Annotated in this window: 12 protein-coding genes; 6 read left to right on the top strand and 6 right to left on the bottom strand. The window is 54.6% G+C overall.

Going from position 1 to position 18,280, the window contains the following annotated elements:
• Positions 1-110: 110 nt before the first annotated feature.
• Together gltB and Enr10x_RS04680 are read right to left on the bottom strand one after the other, a co-directional pair.
• Entirely contained in the window at positions 111-4,730 is a 4,620-nt protein-coding gene (gene gltB, locus Enr10x_RS04685; protein WP_197997481.1) for a glutamate synthase large subunit, read from the bottom strand.
• 265 nt (positions 4,731-4,995) lie between these two features.
• Positions 4,996-5,988: a LysR family transcriptional regulator gene (locus Enr10x_RS04680; RefSeq protein WP_145448282.1), complete on the bottom strand. Its 993-nt coding sequence runs from the start codon at positions 5,986-5,988 to the stop codon at positions 4,996-4,998.
• A gap of 611 nt (positions 5,989-6,599) precedes the next feature.
• On the opposite strand from Enr10x_RS04680, the gene Enr10x_RS04675 reads away from it, so the two are divergent.
• Entirely contained in the window at positions 6,600-7,844 is a 1,245-nt protein-coding gene (locus Enr10x_RS04675) for a hypothetical protein (RefSeq protein ID WP_145104470.1), read from the top strand.
• 112 nt (positions 7,845-7,956) lie between these two features.
• Here the strand turns inward: Enr10x_RS04675 and Enr10x_RS04670 are convergent, their stop codons facing one another.
• Together Enr10x_RS04670 and Enr10x_RS29840 are read right to left on the bottom strand one after the other, a co-directional pair.
• Positions 7,957-8,193: a hypothetical protein gene (locus tag Enr10x_RS04670; RefSeq protein ID WP_145104469.1), complete on the bottom strand. Its 237-nt coding sequence runs from the start codon at positions 8,191-8,193 to the stop codon at positions 7,957-7,959.
• A gap of 195 nt (positions 8,194-8,388) precedes the next feature.
• Positions 8,389-8,553, bottom strand: a complete 165-nt coding sequence (locus Enr10x_RS29840) for a hypothetical protein (protein WP_197996393.1) — start codon at positions 8,551-8,553, stop codon at positions 8,389-8,391.
• Between the two features lie 173 nt (positions 8,554-8,726).
• On the opposite strand from Enr10x_RS29840, the gene Enr10x_RS04665 reads away from it, so the two are divergent.
• Positions 8,727-9,050 carry an antibiotic biosynthesis monooxygenase family protein gene (locus Enr10x_RS04665; RefSeq protein WP_145104467.1) on the top strand — a complete coding sequence of 108 codons (324 nt, stop codon included), beginning with the start codon at positions 8,727-8,729 and terminating at the stop codon, positions 9,048-9,050.
• A gap of 10 nt (positions 9,051-9,060) precedes the next feature.
• Here Enr10x_RS04665 and Enr10x_RS04660 read toward each other — a convergent pair whose 3' ends face one another.
• Together Enr10x_RS04660 and Enr10x_RS04655 are read right to left on the bottom strand one after the other, a co-directional pair.
• Positions 9,061-11,460: a M1 family metallopeptidase gene (locus tag Enr10x_RS04660; protein ID WP_145116138.1), complete on the bottom strand. Its 2,400-nt coding sequence runs from the start codon at positions 11,458-11,460 to the stop codon at positions 9,061-9,063.
• Positions 11,461-11,619: 159 nt separating this feature from the next.
• A complete protein-coding gene (locus Enr10x_RS04655) occupies positions 11,620-12,627 on the bottom strand; it encodes a glutamate cyclase domain-containing protein (RefSeq protein ID WP_145104465.1) in 1,008 nt (335 codons plus the stop codon).
• Between the two features lie 529 nt (positions 12,628-13,156).
• Here Enr10x_RS04655 and Enr10x_RS04650 point away from each other — a divergent pair.
• The 4 genes from Enr10x_RS04650 (at position 13,157) to Enr10x_RS04635 (ending at position 18,280) form a co-directional block, all read left to right on the top strand.
• Positions 13,157-14,509: a c-type cytochrome gene (locus tag Enr10x_RS04650; protein ID WP_145104463.1), complete on the top strand. Its 1,353-nt coding sequence runs from the start codon at positions 13,157-13,159 to the stop codon at positions 14,507-14,509.
• Positions 14,510-14,602: 93 nt separating this feature from the next.
• Entirely contained in the window at positions 14,603-15,439 is an 837-nt protein-coding gene (coxB, locus tag Enr10x_RS04645) for a cytochrome c oxidase subunit II (RefSeq protein WP_145104461.1), read from the top strand.
• Positions 15,436-17,292, top strand: a complete 1,857-nt coding sequence (locus Enr10x_RS04640) for a cytochrome c oxidase subunit I (RefSeq protein WP_232093232.1) — start codon at positions 15,436-15,438, stop codon at positions 17,290-17,292. Before coxB ends, Enr10x_RS04640 begins: the two co-directional genes overlap by 4 nt.
• A gap of 28 nt (positions 17,293-17,320) precedes the next feature.
• Positions 17,321-18,280, top strand: a complete 960-nt coding sequence (locus Enr10x_RS04635; RefSeq protein WP_145104459.1) for a COX15/CtaA family protein — start codon at positions 17,321-17,323, stop codon at positions 18,278-18,280.

The following is an 18,280-nucleotide window of genomic DNA, read 5'->3' as shown; positions in this document are numbered from 1 at the left end:
GTTCTATCTCACTCTAAAAATGTGTTAGCTCTTATACAGAGGAAGAAATGTGCTCTTGGGAAAATCGTTCCTGTTACGCGGTTCAGACGCAACAGGAACGCACTGTCTCACTAGACGCTGGCAGCGGCTTCTGCTTCTTCAGCCGCCATTTCCAGCAAAGCCCGTTTGTAATCGATGGGCATGACTTTCTTGAACAGTTCCAGTTCATTTTCCCAGTTATCGAGAATCGCTTTGGCCACGGTCGAACCGGTGAACTTGCGATGATTGTCGATCATGCTTTTCAGCTCGGCAATATCATCGGCGTCTTCCACGCGTTCCAGTTCCACGGTTTCCAGGTTGCTGTTCTGCAGCAGGTGACCTTCGGGATCGTAGACGTAAGCCACGCCCCCCGACATACCGGCTGCAAAGTTGCGTCCGGTCTCACCCAAGACGACAGCCCGACCGCCGGTCATGTATTCACAACCGTGATCGCCAATCCCTTCCACAACCGCAATCGCACCGGAGTTACGCACACAGAAGCGTTCTGCAGCCTGACCGCGGATGTAAACTTCCCCTTCGGTCGCACCGTAGAGGTTCACGTTACCGACGATGATGTTATCTTCCGGCTTGAAGGTGGAATCCGCAGGCGGATAGATAATGATCCGTCCGCCGCTGAGACCCTTACCGACATAGTCGTTGGCATCACCTTCGTGCTCGATGGTAATCCCGTGTGCCAGCCAGGCCCCCAGGGACTGTCCTGCGGAACCCTTACTGTTGATGTGAATCGTTTCATCGGGCAGACCTTCTGCACCATGATGCTTGGAGACTTCGTGGCTCAGCATCGTGCCGAAGGTGCGGTCCGTATTCTTGACCTTCACGTCAATCGTCACCGACTCGCCATTCTGGATCGCAGGCTGGGCTTCGCTGATCAGCAGGTTGTCGATGACGACTTCCAGACCGTGCTGCTGGTCCATCGTGCAATAGGTGCCCACGTTTTCGTGTGGTTTTTCAGCCAGTCGCAGAATCGGAGTCAGATCCAGGTGCTTCGCTTTCCAGTGAGCAATCCCCTGATCCAGTTCCAGTACGTCGCTGCGTCCGACCATTTCATTGATGGTCCGGAAGCCGAGTTCGGCCATGATTTCACGGGCCTCTTCTGCCAGCAGGAAGAAGTAGTTGACCACGTGTTCCGGCTGACCGGCGAACTTCTTGCGGAGTTCCGGATTCTGAGTCGCAATCCCGACCGGGCAGGTATTCAGGTGACACTTTCGCATCATGATACAGCCCATGGTGATCAGCGGCCCGGTGGAGAAGCCGTACTCTTCGGCTCCCAGCAGGGTGGCAATGATGATATCGCGACCGGTTTTCAGCTGACCGTCGGTCTGCAGACGCACGCGGCTGCGGAGATCGTTGAGCACCAGCGTCTGGTGAGTTTCCGAAATCCCCAGTTCCCAGGGCAGACCGGCGTGCTTCACACTGGTCAGCGGAGAGGCCCCGGTACCGCCGGAAGCGCCCGAGATCAGAATGTTGTCGGCATGACCTTTCGCCACACCTGAAGCGATCGTACCCACGCCGACTTCCGAGACCAGCTTGACGCTGATGCGGGCCGAGGGGTTACTGTTCTTCAGGTCGTAGATCAACTGCGACAGGTCTTCGATCGAGTAAATATCGTGGTGCGGCGGGGGACTGATCAGCCCGACCCCCGGAGTGGAGTGACGCACCGAGGCAATGATCTTGTTGACCTTATGCCCGGGCAGTTCGCCCCCTTCTCCCGGCTTCGCACCTTGAGAAATCTTGATCTGCAGTTCGTCGGCATTGGTCAGATACCAGCTGGTCACACCAAACCGCCCGGAAGCGATCTGCTTGATGGCCGACCTTTTGGAATCGCCGTTCTCCAGCGGCTTGAAGCGCGAATAGTCTTCGCCCCCTTCACCGGTGTTACTCTTGCCGCCCAGGCGGTTCATGGCGATTGCCAGGGCTTCGTGAGATTCAGCTGAGATCGAACCGTAGCTCATCGCACCGGTACAGAACCGCTTGACGATTTCTGTCACGGGTTCGACTTCGTCCAGCGGAATCGGTTCCCGCTTTTTGAAGGCCAGGAGACCACGCAGGTGACACTGCCGGGTCGTCTCTTCATTAACGGCTTTCGCGAACTGCTTGTAAGCATTCTTATCACCAGAGCTGGCAGCGGCCTGCAGGTTGGCAATATTTTCCGGCGACCAGGAGTGCTTTTCACCATTGGCACGCCAGTGGAACATCCCCGGGTTGGGCAGCACGGGCAGACGCTTCTGGTCGCGGTGCGGGTAGCCGATGTCGTGACGCATGTTGCATTCTTTGGCGACGACATCGAAACCGATGCCCTTGATCCGGCTGGCCGTTCCTGAGAAGCAGGCTTCAATGATTTCCTGATTCAGGCCGACCGCTTCGAAGATCTGGGCACCCTTGTAACTCTGCAGGGTCGAGATCCCCATCTTGGCCATGACTTTGAGCATCCCTTTGCAGACACCTTTGCGGTAAGCGGCCATGATCGAGGCGCGGTCCCACTTGGCTGCATCCAGTTCGCCCGCTTCCAGCGAGTGCCAGAGGGCTTCGAATGCCATGTAGGGGTTGATCGCATCCGCACCGTAGCCGAACAGCAGACAGTGATGATGCACTTCGCGGGCTTCGCCGGTCTCCAGCACGATCCCGATCTGGGTCCGCTGTTCGTTGCGAACCAGGTGATGGTGGATCGCACCACAGGAAACCAGGGTCGGCAGCGCGACACGGTCTTTACAGACGGCCCGGTCTGAAACCACGAGCAGGCTGAAACCGTCGGCAATCGCCTGGGACGCTTCTTCCCGAATCCGGTCCAGGGCAGCCCGGAAGCCGGCCTCTCCTTCTGACTTGGGATAAGTCGCATCAATGGTTTTAGTTTTCCAGTCCCGGTAATCCATCTGCTTGATGGCGGCCAGCTGTTCGTTGGTGATGATCGGCTCGGGGATCAGCAGTCGATGACACTGGTCCTCGGTCGATTCCAGCAGGTTGCCTTCCGGTCCGATGTAACATTCCAGCGACATGATGACTTCTTCGCGGATCGAGTCGATCGCGGGGTTCGTCACCTGGGCAAACAGCTGGTGGAAGTAATCGTAAATCAGGCGCGGCTGGTCGCTGAGACAGGCCAGGGCCGCATCGTTCCCCATGGAACCGATGGGATCCTTCTTGGCTTTGATCAGCGGGATCAGCATGAACTTCAGCGTTTCAAAGGTGAAGCCGAAGGCCTGCAGACGGGAGAGCAGATCTTCCGTCGGTACACTTTCCACTTTGGCAGCGGGTGGCAGATCCTGCAGACGCAGCCGCTGGTTCTGCAGCCACTCCTGGTAAGGACGCTTGGTGGCGTACTTTTCCTTGATCTCTTCATCGGGGATCAGGCGGCCTTCTTCGAAATCGACCAGGAACATCTTCCCGGGCTGCAGACGCCCTTTTTCCTTGACGACTTTCGGATCGACTTCCAGGGTACCCACTTCGCTGGCCATGATGACGCGATCATCGTGCGTCACGTAGTAACGGCTGGGGCGCAGACCGTTTCGGTCCAGCACGGCACCGATACATTTCCCATCGGTGAAGGAAACTGATGCCGGCCCGTCCCATGGTTCCTGCAAGGCGGAGTAATATTCATAGAACGCACGCTTGGCGACGGAAATGGAATGATGGTTCTGCCAGGCTTCTGGAATCATCATCATCATCACTTCCGGCAGCGGACGACCGGACATCAGCAACAGTTCCAGGGCATTGTCGAAGTTACCCGAGTCAGAGCAGTGCGGCTCGATGATCGGGAACAGTTTCTTCAAATCGTCGCCGAACAGTTCGCTGGACATCATCCCCTGGCGGGCATACATCCAGTTGGCGTTACCACGCAGGGTATTGATTTCCCCGTTGTGAGCCATGAAGCGACACGGCTGTGCCCGGTCCCAGCTGGGGAACGTATTCGTCGAGAAGCGGGAGTGCACCATCGCCAGGTGGCTGGTGAAGTCTTCCGCCTGCAGATCGGGATAGAACGGCATCACCTGGTCGGGCGTCAGCATCCCTTTGTAAACGAGGATGTTGCTGGACAGCGAGCAGAAGTAGAACATCAGCCCCTGAGGCAGGTTGCTCCCTTCACGCAGCTGGCGGCTGGAAGCCTTCAGGATGATATACAGCTGCCGTTCCAGGTGATCGTGGTCAGCGACCTTGTGATTGGATGTGGAGATGAAGACCTGCTCCATGTGAGGCAGCGCCCGCAGGGCAGAGGGACCGATGTCGGCTTTGGTCGGTTCCACAGGCAGTTCACGCCAGCCCAGCACAATCAGTCCCTGGGCATTGACAGTCTCTTCCACGACCTTTTTGCAGTGCTCGCGCTGGGAAGCATCGGTGGGCAGGAAGACGTTCCCCATGCCGTAGTTTCCGGCTTCCGGAAGATCGAGGTCCAGATCTTCTTTGGCGACGCGCTTCAGGAAGTCGTGCGGCATGGAAACGAGAATCCCGGCACCGTCACCGGTATTTTCTTCGCAGCCACAGGCGCCACGGTGAGTCATATGACGCAGCATCTCATCGGCATCGACCACGATCTGGTGAGAACGTTTGCCTTTGATGTGGGCCACGAAACCGACACCACAGCTGTCATGCTCGAATTCCGGATCGTAGAGCCCATGAGCTTCCGGGAAACGCCCCACTTGAAACAGGGAGTTTTGTGCTTTGTTTTCGGAATCAGTTCCACGTCGAACGGTTCGACTCGTCATCTTACTTCACCATTCAAACTAATGTTTTCAAAATCGATGCCGGCGGCACCTTAGTTTATCGCGAACAAACTTCGCACTCTTACTTCTGTTCCAGGAGACTCAACCCCCGAGCGGGGACTACGTCTTCCTGAACCGGCCGAAACCGGAACGTTTTCTGTCAAAGATCTACCATCGGTAATTCTGAATCTTCAGGGAGAGTCTGCTCCCGACTCAGAAAAAGCTGGATCCATCCCAACCAGAAACAACCTGCAGAGAAACAACCTGTTTACTCTCGCGCTATCAACGGACCGAACGAAAATGCATCCATTCCGGAAGAGTTCTCTCCCTGGGAGGCAGTTCCCTCGGTCGTTTCTCTGTGAGCGCTTGAGAAATTCGCGGGGTTTTCATGCAGGACTTCTATGAATTTCGATACCACGTCATCGGGTACCGACTTCTGTTTTCTCTGAATGATTCCGATCGGCCGGAACCATTCCACCTGTTCCAGGCGAACGATTTTTAATGACTGATCCTGAACTTCACGGGTTACGGTGGGCAGGGGCAGAATCGCAATCCCGGCTTCCGCTTCCACCGCACGCTTGATGTTCTCTATATTGTCAAATTCATGGATCAGCTGCACGTGTACGCCGGCTTTTTTCAGCCAGCGATCCATTTTCTGTCGAACGACTAATTCTGATGTGAACGCCACAAAGGGCTCATTTTCAATTTCGCCGACCTCGCAACTGACCTGTTCCGCCAGCCGGTGACCGGGAGAGACCACCAGGACCATCGGCTGTTCCTGCCAGAGGATGCTGGTAAGGTCTTTGTCTTCCTTGGGAAAGGAAACCAGCCCCAGATCGGCCTGATTCTCGCTGACCCGTTCGTAAACTTCATCCGGGTGCAGATAATCCAGGGTGATCATCACATCCGGATACAGGTGTTGGAACTGCTCGACATAGTCGTGCATCTGGGCCAGTCCCACCGAGTAAATCGCGGCAATCCGCACCCGGTTCTTTGTCTGACCAATGGCCCGGCGGACCTGTTCTTCGACCTGCTCAAAGGATTTGAGCAACTGCTGACAGCCATCGAAATAAATCGCACCCGCGGGAGTCAACTCGAAAGGCCGCTTCGAACGGTCGATCAACTGGGCTCCCAGCCGTTTCTCCAGTGCATGCACCGCCTGACTGGCTGCCGACTGAGACACACGACGAACCTCAGCAGCTTTGGAGAAGCTGCCGTGCACGACGACATCACAGAAAAGTTCGGCATTACGCAGGTGCATGGGAGTGAAACGGGTCCGTTTTATAAGGAAAACTAATAATAGCTGCTTCGAAGTATTTCAATTTCGAATACGAGACAGTGTAGATATCACAGATGCAATAAGTCAAGCGTCTGCTCATATGAAAAACAGGGACTTGAGACTTACGTCGCGACTAATAATCATAATCATATATTGGTATTACACTTATGCTTACAACATGCTCCACTTCCCAGAATCGGGGTTGTTTCAGGCTTGAGAATTCCTCGATCCTGTACCCCCGAATTCTGAGAAAATACACGCTGATTTAGTGTGCTGCGACTGTCAGACACTAATACCGAACGCCGGTTCTATCAAAATTACTTATAGTAGTCGAAACCGGATGCGGCTTGCTGAAAATAACCTATGCTTATGAAAAGAATGCTCCCGCAGCGCCCCGGTCTTGCCTGATATATTTGAACCACGTGACCGTGATTCACGTTCCCCCAATCAGGGATTCTCGCATAACGGACCAGCCTGCGGACCTGTTCAACCCGCCGGACGGGAGTTAATATCGAGACAGACTACTGTAAAAGGTTGCAGTAATCCCTGTTCCCGATCCGCCCGCTCACATCATTCGCACATAAGGAACTCAGATGAGAAAATTCATTCCACTCTTCACACTCATCCTCTTTCTCGGAACTCTGCCCCTGCTGCCGGGGTGCGGTTCTTCGGCTCCAGAAAAAGCATCCGGGCCGGTGGCATCGATGCAAAACCTGATGCAGGGCGTCTCGGAACAGAAGATGGAGGTCGTCTGGGAATTCCTGCCTGCCAGCTATCAGAGCGATGTGAACGGGCTGGCGCATCAGTTTGCGGATAAAATGGATCCGGAAATTTACAATGAGATGTTCGGCATCCTCCAGCGGGTGTCCAAACTGCTGCAGGACAAAAAAGAATACGTTCTCAAAAACGAAATGCTTGAGAACCCGCAGACGTCACCAGAAGAAGTTGCGAAATACTATGATCCCAGCGTCGACATTTTAACTACTCTGGCGAACAGCGATCTTTCCAGTCTGGAGAAGCTGAAAACCTTTGATGGCGGTAAATTCCTCGCTTCCAGCGGCACTAAAATTGCCAAGGACATCGCCACCATTTCCGACCTGATGCCCCAGGAAGAGGGAAAGCCGGGCTTTTATGAAAAGCTGAAGCAGGCCAAAGTCACTCTGATCTCTGAAAAAGATGACATGGCTAAAATCAAAATTGAAGTTCCCGGCGAAGGAATCCAGGAAGAAGACATGGTCAAAGTGGAAGACAAATGGATTCCCAAGACCCTGGCCGACAACTGGAAATCGAAAATCGACAGTGCCAGACAAAACCTCGACAAGTTAAAACCGGAAGACATTACGGCCAAAAAAGACCAGGCCCTGGCGGGATTCAAGGCCATCAATGCCACACTGGCCCAGTTGGAAAACGCCAAAACAGAAAAAGAGTTCAATGACCAGCTGACCCAGCAGGTCAGACCGCTGGCTGCAGTGGCTCCCATGATGCTGATGATGATGGCACAATCCGCCATGCAGCAGGGGGGAGATTCATTCGCAGGTGGCCCCCAGGCAATGAACGCCAGCCCGGGCGAAGCTAAAATCATCGATCCCAATTCGATGATCGATATCGTCATCAACAAAAAGCTGTCTCCGGGGGAACAGGATCCGATTATCGACGAGATCCTGCAGTCCGCCAACGACACCGAATCGCTGCAGGTGATTCCGAATGTCGACGGCGAGATCACGACCTTTAAGGTCTTCCCGGTCGAAGACGTGGAAGCGTTCTCGAAGAAAATCAAGTTTGGCAAACCGACCAAAGTCGATGCCCAGAGCCGTTCGATTACCGTGGAACTGAAGTAAGCATTGCCCCCGTTTCCACAGGCGACAATAAAAAAGGCCACTGCCCGCATTCCTGGGGAGTGGCCTTAAGTTTTGCTGGTTTGCGCAGCAATCGTTGTATCAGCGAGGGGAATTAAGCAGCATCAGAAAAATCTTCGTCGCTTTCATCGCAGGCTTCTACGGAAGAATCCCACTCTTCTTCACCCTCTTCATCTTCATAAACGAGGTAGTAAATCTCGTTCATGGCTTCTTCCAGATAGGAACGGATATTTTCACTGTCTGTTGATTCAATCAAAGATTCCAGTGCAGCGACAACACGGTCGACTTCTTCACTGGTGATTTCTTCGAACTCTTCGTTTTCTTCTGACATCGTTACCTCCATGTCGTGTGTTTGACTACGTTAAGCAGGAAAAGCACGAACTTTATTATCGGTTTTCCTCTCTTAAAGCATTAGCACTGCCCTGTGCAAATTTTACCAGCTGAAACGTCAGATGATCCGGGTCCCGGCTTCGCCTGACAGATTACAGCTCCACTGACTCTGTCGGAAAAGAAGCGAAACAATTCTCTATTTCTTTTTCTTTTTCGAATCCTTCTTTTTAGCTTTCGTACTTGTTTTCTTTTTGGATTTCTTCTTTTTCTTCGCTTTTTCGACGGTCTTCTCACCAAAAATGCGGTCCCATCCCTTTGTAAAATCTTCGCTTGACCCGGTGTGGACCGTATAACCCGTCACTTGAGCTGCCTCCCTTTGAAAAATGAATCGAAAACAGTGAATGTACTGCATAAATTATTGCATGAAACCAGAATTTGTGGCAAGCCTGAAATCCAGCCTCCCGAGGCTCAACCCTCGGATTTCAGCAGAAAAATGAACCAGGAACAGCCCCTCGTCAGAAAGCGGGTCTCGACATGACAAACAGACAAAAACCCCCTTATTACGCTGTCATTTTCCGCTCCAACCGGACCGATTTTGACGCAGGCTATGCCGAAATGGCTTCCCGCATGGAACAGCAGGCCCGCCAGCAACCCGGTTTTCTGGGGCTGGCATCCTTTCGTTCACCAGATGGTGCCGGCGTCACGATCTCGTACTGGGAGAGTCTGGACGCGATCCGGGAATGGAAACAGCACCCGGAACACGTTACTGCACAACAACTTGGGAAAGATAAATGGTACGCCGATTACACCGTCGAAATCGCGAAAATCGAATCCGTTTACCACTTCCCCGCAGAGTGAATCTGGTCGGCTATTCGTCTTTCTTCTCAGCCGGTTTCTCTTCCGCTTTTTTCTTGTTCGCCTCTTCTTCCTGCTGTCGTTTCTGCATTTCGTTCTTCGACTTTTTCGATTTTTCCAGTTGGAAGAACGATTTGCCGATGGTCCGGGGAAACTCGTTATTTGACAGCTGGGTATCCGCCGTTTCCCGGTGTGGATCGAGGGCCAGACTCTTCAGCGGCTTTTCGGTCAGAATCAGCTTGGAAACACTCTGGTTATTGTACCGCCAGATTTCCGCGGGGATCCGTAACATGCGGGTGGAGTCGTCATCGAAGGTCAGCTTCAGAATCACAGGCATCACCAGCCCGCCATGATTCTTCAGGTCGACCAGGTAAAAATATTTCTGTGTCTCCAGCATTTTCTTTTCCTGCGGATCCAGCTTTTTCAGATGGTCTTCAAATTTCTTCCGATCCGCATCGGTCACGTCCAGTTCGTCGTATTCGTTGTAAAAATCTTTCAGCTCCGGAAATTTGTCCGTCCGCTTGGGCAGTTTTTTATTGCGGATCTCCGACAGCGATTCGGGCTCCTCATCCCGTCGTTTTTTCCGTCGGACCTTATCCACATAGGGATCGCCCGTCTCCAGCTGGTACTGCCTGACGTTCTCAATCGCCAGGTCGGTGTGATCGGTCGTATAGAACCAGCCTCGCCAGAACCAGTCCAGGTCGACGCCCGAGGCGTCCTCCATCGTGCGGAAGAAGTCGGCAGGGGTCGGACGTTTAAACATCCAGCGGCGGGAATATTCCTTGAACGCATAATCGAACAGCTCGCGGCCGAGCACGGTCTCCCGCAGGACATTCAGCGCGGTCGCCGGCTTGCCGTAAGCATTATTGCCGAACTGCAGAATCGATTCCGAGTTGGTCATGATGGGAACCTGGTAACCGCTCTTCATATAATTGACCATGTCTCGCGGTTCCCCTCTGCGGGACGGATATTCGTCTTCCCACTCCTGCTCGGTCAGGTACTGCAGAAACGTCGTGATGCCCTCATCCATCCAGGTCCACTGCCGCTCGTCGCTGTTGACGATCATCGGGAAATAGTTGTGACCGACCTCGTGAATGATCACCGAAATCAGGCCGTACTTGGTCCGCTTGGAATAGGTGCCGTCCTTCTCCGGCCGGGGACCGTTGAAGCAGATCATCGGATATTCCATCCCCCCCACCGGACCATTCACGGAAATCGCCACCGGGTAAGGATAGGGGAACGTGTACTTCGAGAACACATTCAGCGTGTGAATGATGGCGTGCGTCGAATAGCGGCTCCAGAGCGGCTCCCCTTCATTGGGATAGAAGGACATCGCCATCACGGGCTCCTCTTTGCCTTCCAGCTTGTGCCCCTGGGCGTCCCAGATAAATTTCCGCGAACTGGCAAACGCGAAATCGCGGACCTGCGGCGCCATGAAAACCCAGGTCTTTTTTTCTTTCGAACGGGACGATTCATTTTTCTTCGCTTCTTCCGGCGTAATGATAAACATCGGTTTCTTCGCCGTCTTTGCCTGCTCAAATCGTTTCCGCTGGGTTTCGGTCAGCACTGCTTCCGGGTTCTGTAGTTCACCCGTCGCCGCCACAACGTGATCGGCGGGGGCCGTAATCTTCACCAGAAAATATCCGAACTCCAGAGTAAACTCACCACGTCCCAGAAACTGCTTGTGCTGCCAGCCCGTGTTATCGGTGTAGGCAGCCATTCGCGGATACCAGTGGGCAATTTCATACAGGAAGTTCTTGTCTTCCTTGAAATATTCATAACCGGTTCGCGCGGGGCGACTCTGGGAATCGTTGATCAGATAACTCCAGTCGACTGAAAACGTCATACTCTGGCCACTCTTCAACGGCCCGTTCAAGTCGATCCGCATCATGGTCTTGATGATCTGGTAAGGCAGCTTGTTCCCCCGGGCATCGCGAACCGCGGAAATCTTCATACTGCCGTCAAAGGTCTCTTTAGCCATCAGCTGCTGCATCGACTTGTAACCCACCTTCCCCAGCGGAGAATCGGTGCCGGTCAGGTGCGCGTCGGAATCAAAGGACAGGATATTCGTATCCAGCTGCAGCCAGAGATAACTCAGTGTATCGGGCGAATTGTTCGTATAAGTGATCTTCTCGGAGCCGATGATCTTCTGCAGCTTGTCATCCAGCTCGACATCGATTTCATAATCGGCCTGCTGCTGCCAGTATTTTTCCCCCGGTGCGCCGGACGCATTCCGAAAGCCATTCGGCGTCGGCAGGACTTCGTCCAGCTGGCGGAATTTGTCTTCCTGTTTGAATTTATCATTGCTGACGGCCTGCCCGTAAAGTGTCGATCCGGAGATCAAGAGCAGGACCAGGAAAGAGAAACCGGGGATCAAAAACTGTCCGGCCAGCGGTTTGCGGAGAGCGTTCATGGAGTTCATCACTGTTCGTTTTGGAGTCAAAGCGTCTGGAATGCGAGCTGAAACAAAAGGAAGATTTTCCCATTTTAACCCGTTTTCACTGTCAAAATGCAAGCCATTTCCCGTTTCCGGGTCGACTTTCCCTGGTTGTCCTACGCAGAAAAGTCCTATTCAGCGGGCCAGAAATGACAGAATCCCCTCCCAGGGCTGCATGTAAGTCAGAAAGGGGAGCCCGTCGACCGTCGGTTCCCGCTGCTTCGTCACCCCGTCCACGGCGTTCGCCTCACGGACCATGGCTTCGAGAATCCGCTGCTGTTCGGCCCGCTGCCACTGGAACAGTGTCCCGGTCCGATCCTTTAAAACCGCCACCGACGCTGCCAGTGCCGCGGCGCCCCAGTTACTCGTCCCCGCCACAATGTTCCAGTCCGTCGCGATCCGGCACGGAATCAGCCCCGCATGTTCCGAGGCGATCCGGCGGGCCAGCTCTTCCCAGGCAATCGCCCCCATGCCGATCTCATTCCCGCCATCCCCGACGCCAATCGTCTGCGCATCCGGAAAAAAATCGGTCAGCTGCTCAAACAGCGCGTGCAGGGGGGGCGTATGAGAATCAATGATCTCTCCCCGCATGTTGTGACAGCGATCATGGTGGTCGCAGGGGACTTTTTCGTGAAACCCGGTCGGCTCCACTTCAGCCACCCGTTCCTGCAGGCCCCAGGATTCCGGGGTATGGCTGGGGCCGACCCGTTCCACCGCCACGAGATGACTGACCTCCTGTTTACTAAAAAAACGGGAAACCCATTCTTCGTCTTCGGTCTCGACCACATCCAGCTGCCCTGTGGGATAGTCGAACGCCTTGACAGTCGCCTCCACGACCGGCGCACATAACGCATCGGTAACAATCGATGTCTGGATCCCGCACTCCTGCAGCACCATAGCCAGCAGTACTGCGCCCGGGGGGCCATCGGTCTCAGCAGCAGGGATCTCCGCAGCCGGTACGTAAAATCCGGTCGTAATCACCACGTGAGTGCTTTCCTGCATCAGGGCGTGGGCGGCGTGGAGTAAATGATCAGTGCACAAAGGCCCAAAACGGTCTTCGGAATCAATCAGCCCCCGTTTGCCCGGATCCCGGCGGATCAGGCGGTCAAATTCTCGGATCAGATCAGTTTGCGGGTTGCCCATTCCAGCCCATCTACATCCACTGATATGTGGAAAACAGCGAGAGAGAACGCTTCACATAAACTCAGTCAAACTCTGCATCTGCAGGAATCGGGGGTTGTCACATGGAAACCGCCGATCCCACAGTTTACACTGGTTCCTCAGGAAACGACAGGCTGTGCCGATTGAAAAAGAGAGACAAAGAAAATACCATATTACAGCTGTGATTCCCGCGATTGGGACCAGCTACATGTGGACCTTCCTGCTTGTGAGAAAAGGCCTTCATCAGGGAATCGCTGGTTGTCAGAACGTCTGAGCATCGCCAGAATTACTTAAGTAACCAGGTCGCAAGACCTCCCACCCCGCGCAAGCAAACCTGTCTGAAACATGATTGCGGTTTTGAGCCGTTCAACCGGGTATATTCATAGCGATTGAAGACCATCAGTGTGGCTGCTGAGCACGCGGATTATCGGGGTCCGTGAGCAGACGGGGGTCCCCCCGAGTGTGACCCGATCAGATATCAGTCTTAAATATAAAGTGAGGATTCACTTCTGTGAGATTTGGGTTTAGTCGTCTAATCTTGTTGCTCCTCTTTCCGTTGATCAGTCTGACCGGTTGCGAACAGCCGCAGGTCGACTTCGTCTTTTCCAAAAAGACCAACGAACTCATACCGGCTGCCGCCAAACCGGTGAAAGAAGCATTGGTCAGGCAGTTTGGCAATCCCTTTGAGCTCACCCAGTTTGAAGGCCTCCCCACCAATTTCGGCGATGTCGAGGGGACCGTCAAAACCGTCGAAGCCCCCTCTGGCGAGGAGAAGCTGATCCGCCTGCAGGTCGAAGGCCTCCAGGATGCCTACAACAAACTGCAGGGGCTCCCCCTCGAATGGACCTCCGGCAAAGGCCAGGGGCAGATCTCCCGCATCAAGGAATACAATTACGAGACCGGCACGATTGCCGTCGAAAAGACAGCGGAAATTGATCCCCAGCCCGGCGATACCTTTCTGGTGGAATGCACGCGGCTGCAGTTCGGTCGCGACCTTTACAACCGGCACTGCATGCACTGCCACGGCATGAGTGGTGAAGGCACCGGCCCGACATCGCGTTACCTCAATCCTCCGCCCCGTGATTTCCGACTGGGCATCTACAAATACACGTCCACCAAACCGACCGCCAAAGCACAGAAAGCGGACCTGGAACGCACCGTCAAGGAAGGCATCGCAGGCACCTACATGCCCTCTTTCAAACTGCTCACCGACGACGAAGTCGCCGCGATTACGAACTATGTCATCTGGCTTTCCATGCGTGGAGAAACAGAGAAGAAACTGGTTGATGAACTCTTCTTCGACTACTCGAAAGAGGTCGTCGCGGAACGGACCAGCGAAGACGGCGGCGAAAAGCCGGAAGAAATTCAGGAAGAACTGAAAGAGTATATGGAACTCGATTTCCCGGATACCCTTGAGTTTGCCACTTCCAGCGTCGCAGATGCCTGGGAAGAAGCCAACATGGAAGACGCGATTGTCGTGCCCGGCACACCCCGGGTCCCCGACACACCCGAATCCCGCGAACGGGGTCGCAAACTCTACCTCAGCGATAAAACCAAGTGCGCCACCTGCCACGGTCCCCAGGGGCGCGGCAACGGAACGGCGACACAGGATTTCTGGACGAATCCGGTCACCAATAAAAAATATCCGAACCGCGGACTGCACGATATCTGGGGCAACCAGTTACCGCCCCGCGATCTGCACCGGGGCATCTATCGGGGAGGACGTCGCCCGATCGACGTGTACCGTCGGATGTACTCCGGTATTAAAGGCACGCCGATGCCTGCCTTCGGCGGTCCGCTCTCGGACGAAGAGTTATGGGATCTGGTCAACTACGTGATGAGCCTGCCTTACTCGAAGAACTGACTCCGGACCCAACCGACCGTATTAACTGTTTCAGCTGACTGACAATGAAAAACGATTGTATCCTCAACCAGAAGACCAGAGGGGAGACCTGTAGTGGGTAAAGGATGGTGTTTATTTTTTCTGTTCTGGCCGGTGGCGGCTGTCGTATCCTGTGCGATGGCGCCCATGGTGGGCTGGTCGTTTCCCTACGATAACGCCCAGGCAGCCAGTAACCTGGGCATCCGCATCGATGGACTGTTTTACCTGATCCTGATCGTGACCGCGATTGTGTTCGTCGGTACGCAGGCGGTTCTGGTCTATGCTCTGTGGCGCGGTGTCAATAACCGTGAAGAACGGGCTACCCATATCCACGGTAACCACAAACTGGAACTGATCTGGTCTATCATTCCCGGCGTGATCCTGCTCTTCCTGGCCCTCTACCAGATGAATATCTGGGCCGATTTCCGCATCAAAAAGTTCTACCCGGAAGTCGCCGTCAAAGACCCCATCGCGGAAGTCACCGCCCGCCAGTTTGAATGGCGGTTCCGCTACCCCGCGATCGGGAAGAAACTGCAGCCCAAACCTCAGCCCGATGACCTCTACACCGTCAACGAACTGCATGTCCCTTTCGGCAGACCGGTGATGATCCAGCTCCGCAGCGATGACGTTCAGCACTCCTTCTTCCTGCCGGCCCTGCGAATCAAACAGGATGCCCTGCCCGGCCTGCAGATTCCGGTCTGGTTTGAAGCCAACAAAGAGGGAGTGTATGACCTGGTCTGTGCCGAACTCTGCGGCTGGGGCCACTACAAAATGAAAGCCCACGTCATCGTGGAATCAGAGGAAGACTACCAGAACTATCTGAAAAATCTGACCCAACAGCAGTTCTATGACGGGCTGGGCAAGATTGCCGCCAACGAGAATGATTCTGAGAGTGAGGCGACCGAGAAATGAGTGTTGTGCATCCATCCCCCACCGGCCTGCAGCCAATCCTGAAGCCTCAGGCACATCATGCGCCCGGTAATTTCATCACGAAATATATCTTCTCCACTGACCATAAAATCATCGCGATCCAGTTTCTGTTTACGACGCTGCTGATGCTGATCGTGGGTGGTGCCCTGGCTTTGGCCGTCCGCTGGCAACTCGCCTTCCCCTGGGAGTCGATGCCCATCGTCGGTCCCTGGCTGTTCTCCGCAGAAGGGGGACAGATCTCTCCCGAATTCTACACCATGCTCTTTACGATGCATGCGACCGTGATGATCTTCCTGGTCATCATCCCCATTCTGGCCGGTACCTTCGGCAACCTGCTCATCCCGCTGATGATCGGTGCCGACGACATGGCCTTCCCCAAACTCAACATGCTCAGCTACTGGTTCATGTGGCCTGCCATCGTCTGTTTCGGCATGAGCTTCACCTACGCCGGTGGCCCCGCTGCCGGGTGGACTTCGTATCCGATCCTGGCAGACCTGGCCCAGGCGGCTCCCGGATCGGGGACCGCACAGACCTTCTGGCTGCTGGGAGTGACGTTTATCGGGTTCTCCTCCATGATGGGGTCCATCAACTACATGACCACCATCATCAACATGCGGGCGCCCGGCATGACCTTCTTCCGGCTCCCCATGACGATCTGGGGCCTGTTCATCACCGCCATCCTGCAGGCCTTCGCCCTGCCCGTGCTGACTGCCGGCGGCTTCATGCAGGTCACCGACCGCCTGCTGGGAACCTGTTTCTTCTATCCCTCGGGACTGGTCATCAACAATGCCGCTCCCACCGTGGGTGGCGGACAACCCCTGCTCTGGCAGCACCTGTTCTGGTTCTATTCGCACCCCGCCGTTTACATCATGCTGCTCCCCGTGATGGGCATGGTGTCCGATATGCTCAGCTGCATGTGCCGCAAGCCGCTGTTCGGCTATAAACCGATGATCTTCTCCATGTCGGCCATCGCCAGCCTGGGCTTCATCGTCTGGGGACACCACATGTATACCAGCGGGATGAACCCCGCCGTCGGGATGGCTTTCATGGTTGCCACCATGATGATTGCGCTTCCCTCCGCTGTGAAAACCTTCAACTGGACCGCCACCATCTGGGGCGGCAAGGTTCAGTTCAATACCGTGACACTCAACTGCATCGGCTTTCTGTCGATGTTCATCGTCGGCGGACTGAGCGGGATCTTCATGGCCGCTGTCCCGGTTGACGTCTACTTCCATGACACCTACTTCATCGTGGCCCACTTCCACTATGTGCTGTTCGGGGCCACGCTGTTTGGTGTCTTCGGGGCTCTGCATTTCTGGTTTCCCAAAATGTTCGGCCGCCTGATGAATGAAAAGCTCGGCAAAACCCATTTCGTGCTCACCTTCATCGGTGCCAACGGAACCTTTTTCCCGATGCACTTCCTGGGAATGCAGGGCATGCCCCGCCGCTATGCCGATCCGTATCTGCACGGCTACCTCGAACACCTGCTTCCGATGAACCAGTTCATGACCATCTCGGCCATCGTGATGGGACTGGCCCAGATCCTGCTGTTCATCAATATTTTCTACAGCATGTTCTTCGGTCCCAAAGCCGGCCGGAACCCCTGGCACGCAACCACCCTGGAGTGGACTGCAGCTTCGCCGCCACCGCATGGCAACTTTGATGTGACCCCGATCGTTTTCCATGGCCCGAATGAATACGCCGTTCAAAACGGAGATCGCGACTTCCTGATGCAGACTGAACAGGAATGCGAACCACCGGTATCGCAAGCACCAGACGCCGAGAATCAGACAGACAACGCAGACACAGACAACGAACAGGAATCTTCCAGCTAATCCGTGACAACGGAATTAAGTACATAAAATGAACCAGCAACAATACCATCCCTGGCTTTTCAGAATCGCACTGGCGACCGCAATCGCGACGTTGCCGCTGATGATTATGGGCGGACATGTTACTACCAAGGGATACGGCATGGCAGTCGATGGCTGGCCGGGATCCGACGGGCAGAATATGTTTACGTATCCCGTGTTCGGCCTCCCCACGGATAAATTTTTTGAGCATGTGCACCGCCTGCTGGGAACACTGGTCGGTTTCTTATCCATCGTACTGGTCATCGTGGCCTTTAAAGTCGATTCACAAAAATGGATTCGCAAGGTCGCGATCGCCGTTCTGGTCTGCGTGATCATCCAGGGTATTCTGGGAGGCACACGGGTGACCGAAAACAGCGTCGGACTGGCGATGGCACACGGTCTGTTTGCTGCCTGCGTCTTCACCCTGATGTCATTCCTGACCATGGCAAACGGCAAACGCTGGATCGAAATCAGCAATGATCCTCCTGAACTCCCCACAGGCTATGGACGCCGCCTGGCAATCGCGGTCCCGTTGATCGTCCTGTTCCAGTATTTCCTGGGCGGATTCCTCAGCCACTTCAAAATCGGACTGCATCCCCACATGAGTTTTGCGGTGATCGTGCTGATCTTTGTCATCATCGAATTTCGCTATGCCCGCAAGTCGGGAATCAAATGGCTCAAACGCCCCGCTATGGGCATGCTGCATATCTGCATCTTCCAGATCCTGCTGGGCATTGGTGCCTGGCTGACCCGCTTCGGTCTCCCCGCTGCCGGTATTGTCGGGGAGCCCGGCTCCCTGCAACAGTCCCTGTTCCGCACCGTGCACCTGATGACCGGGATTCTGCTACTGATGACGGCCACCCTGTATTCGATCCGGGTCTTTCGTCTGCACCAGTTAAATAAACGAAATGCGTCAGAGCAATCTCTCTCTGCTTCTGATTCCTTACCTAATACTGAAGGTAATGCCTGA

Origin of the sequence: Gimesia panareensis (assembly GCF_007748155.1) — a bacterium.
Classification (GTDB): Bacteria; Planctomycetota; Planctomycetia; order Planctomycetales; family Planctomycetaceae; genus Gimesia; species Gimesia panareensis.
The sequence above is the reverse complement of the archived record's forward strand: the minus strand, read 5'-3'. Positions and strand labels throughout refer to the sequence as shown.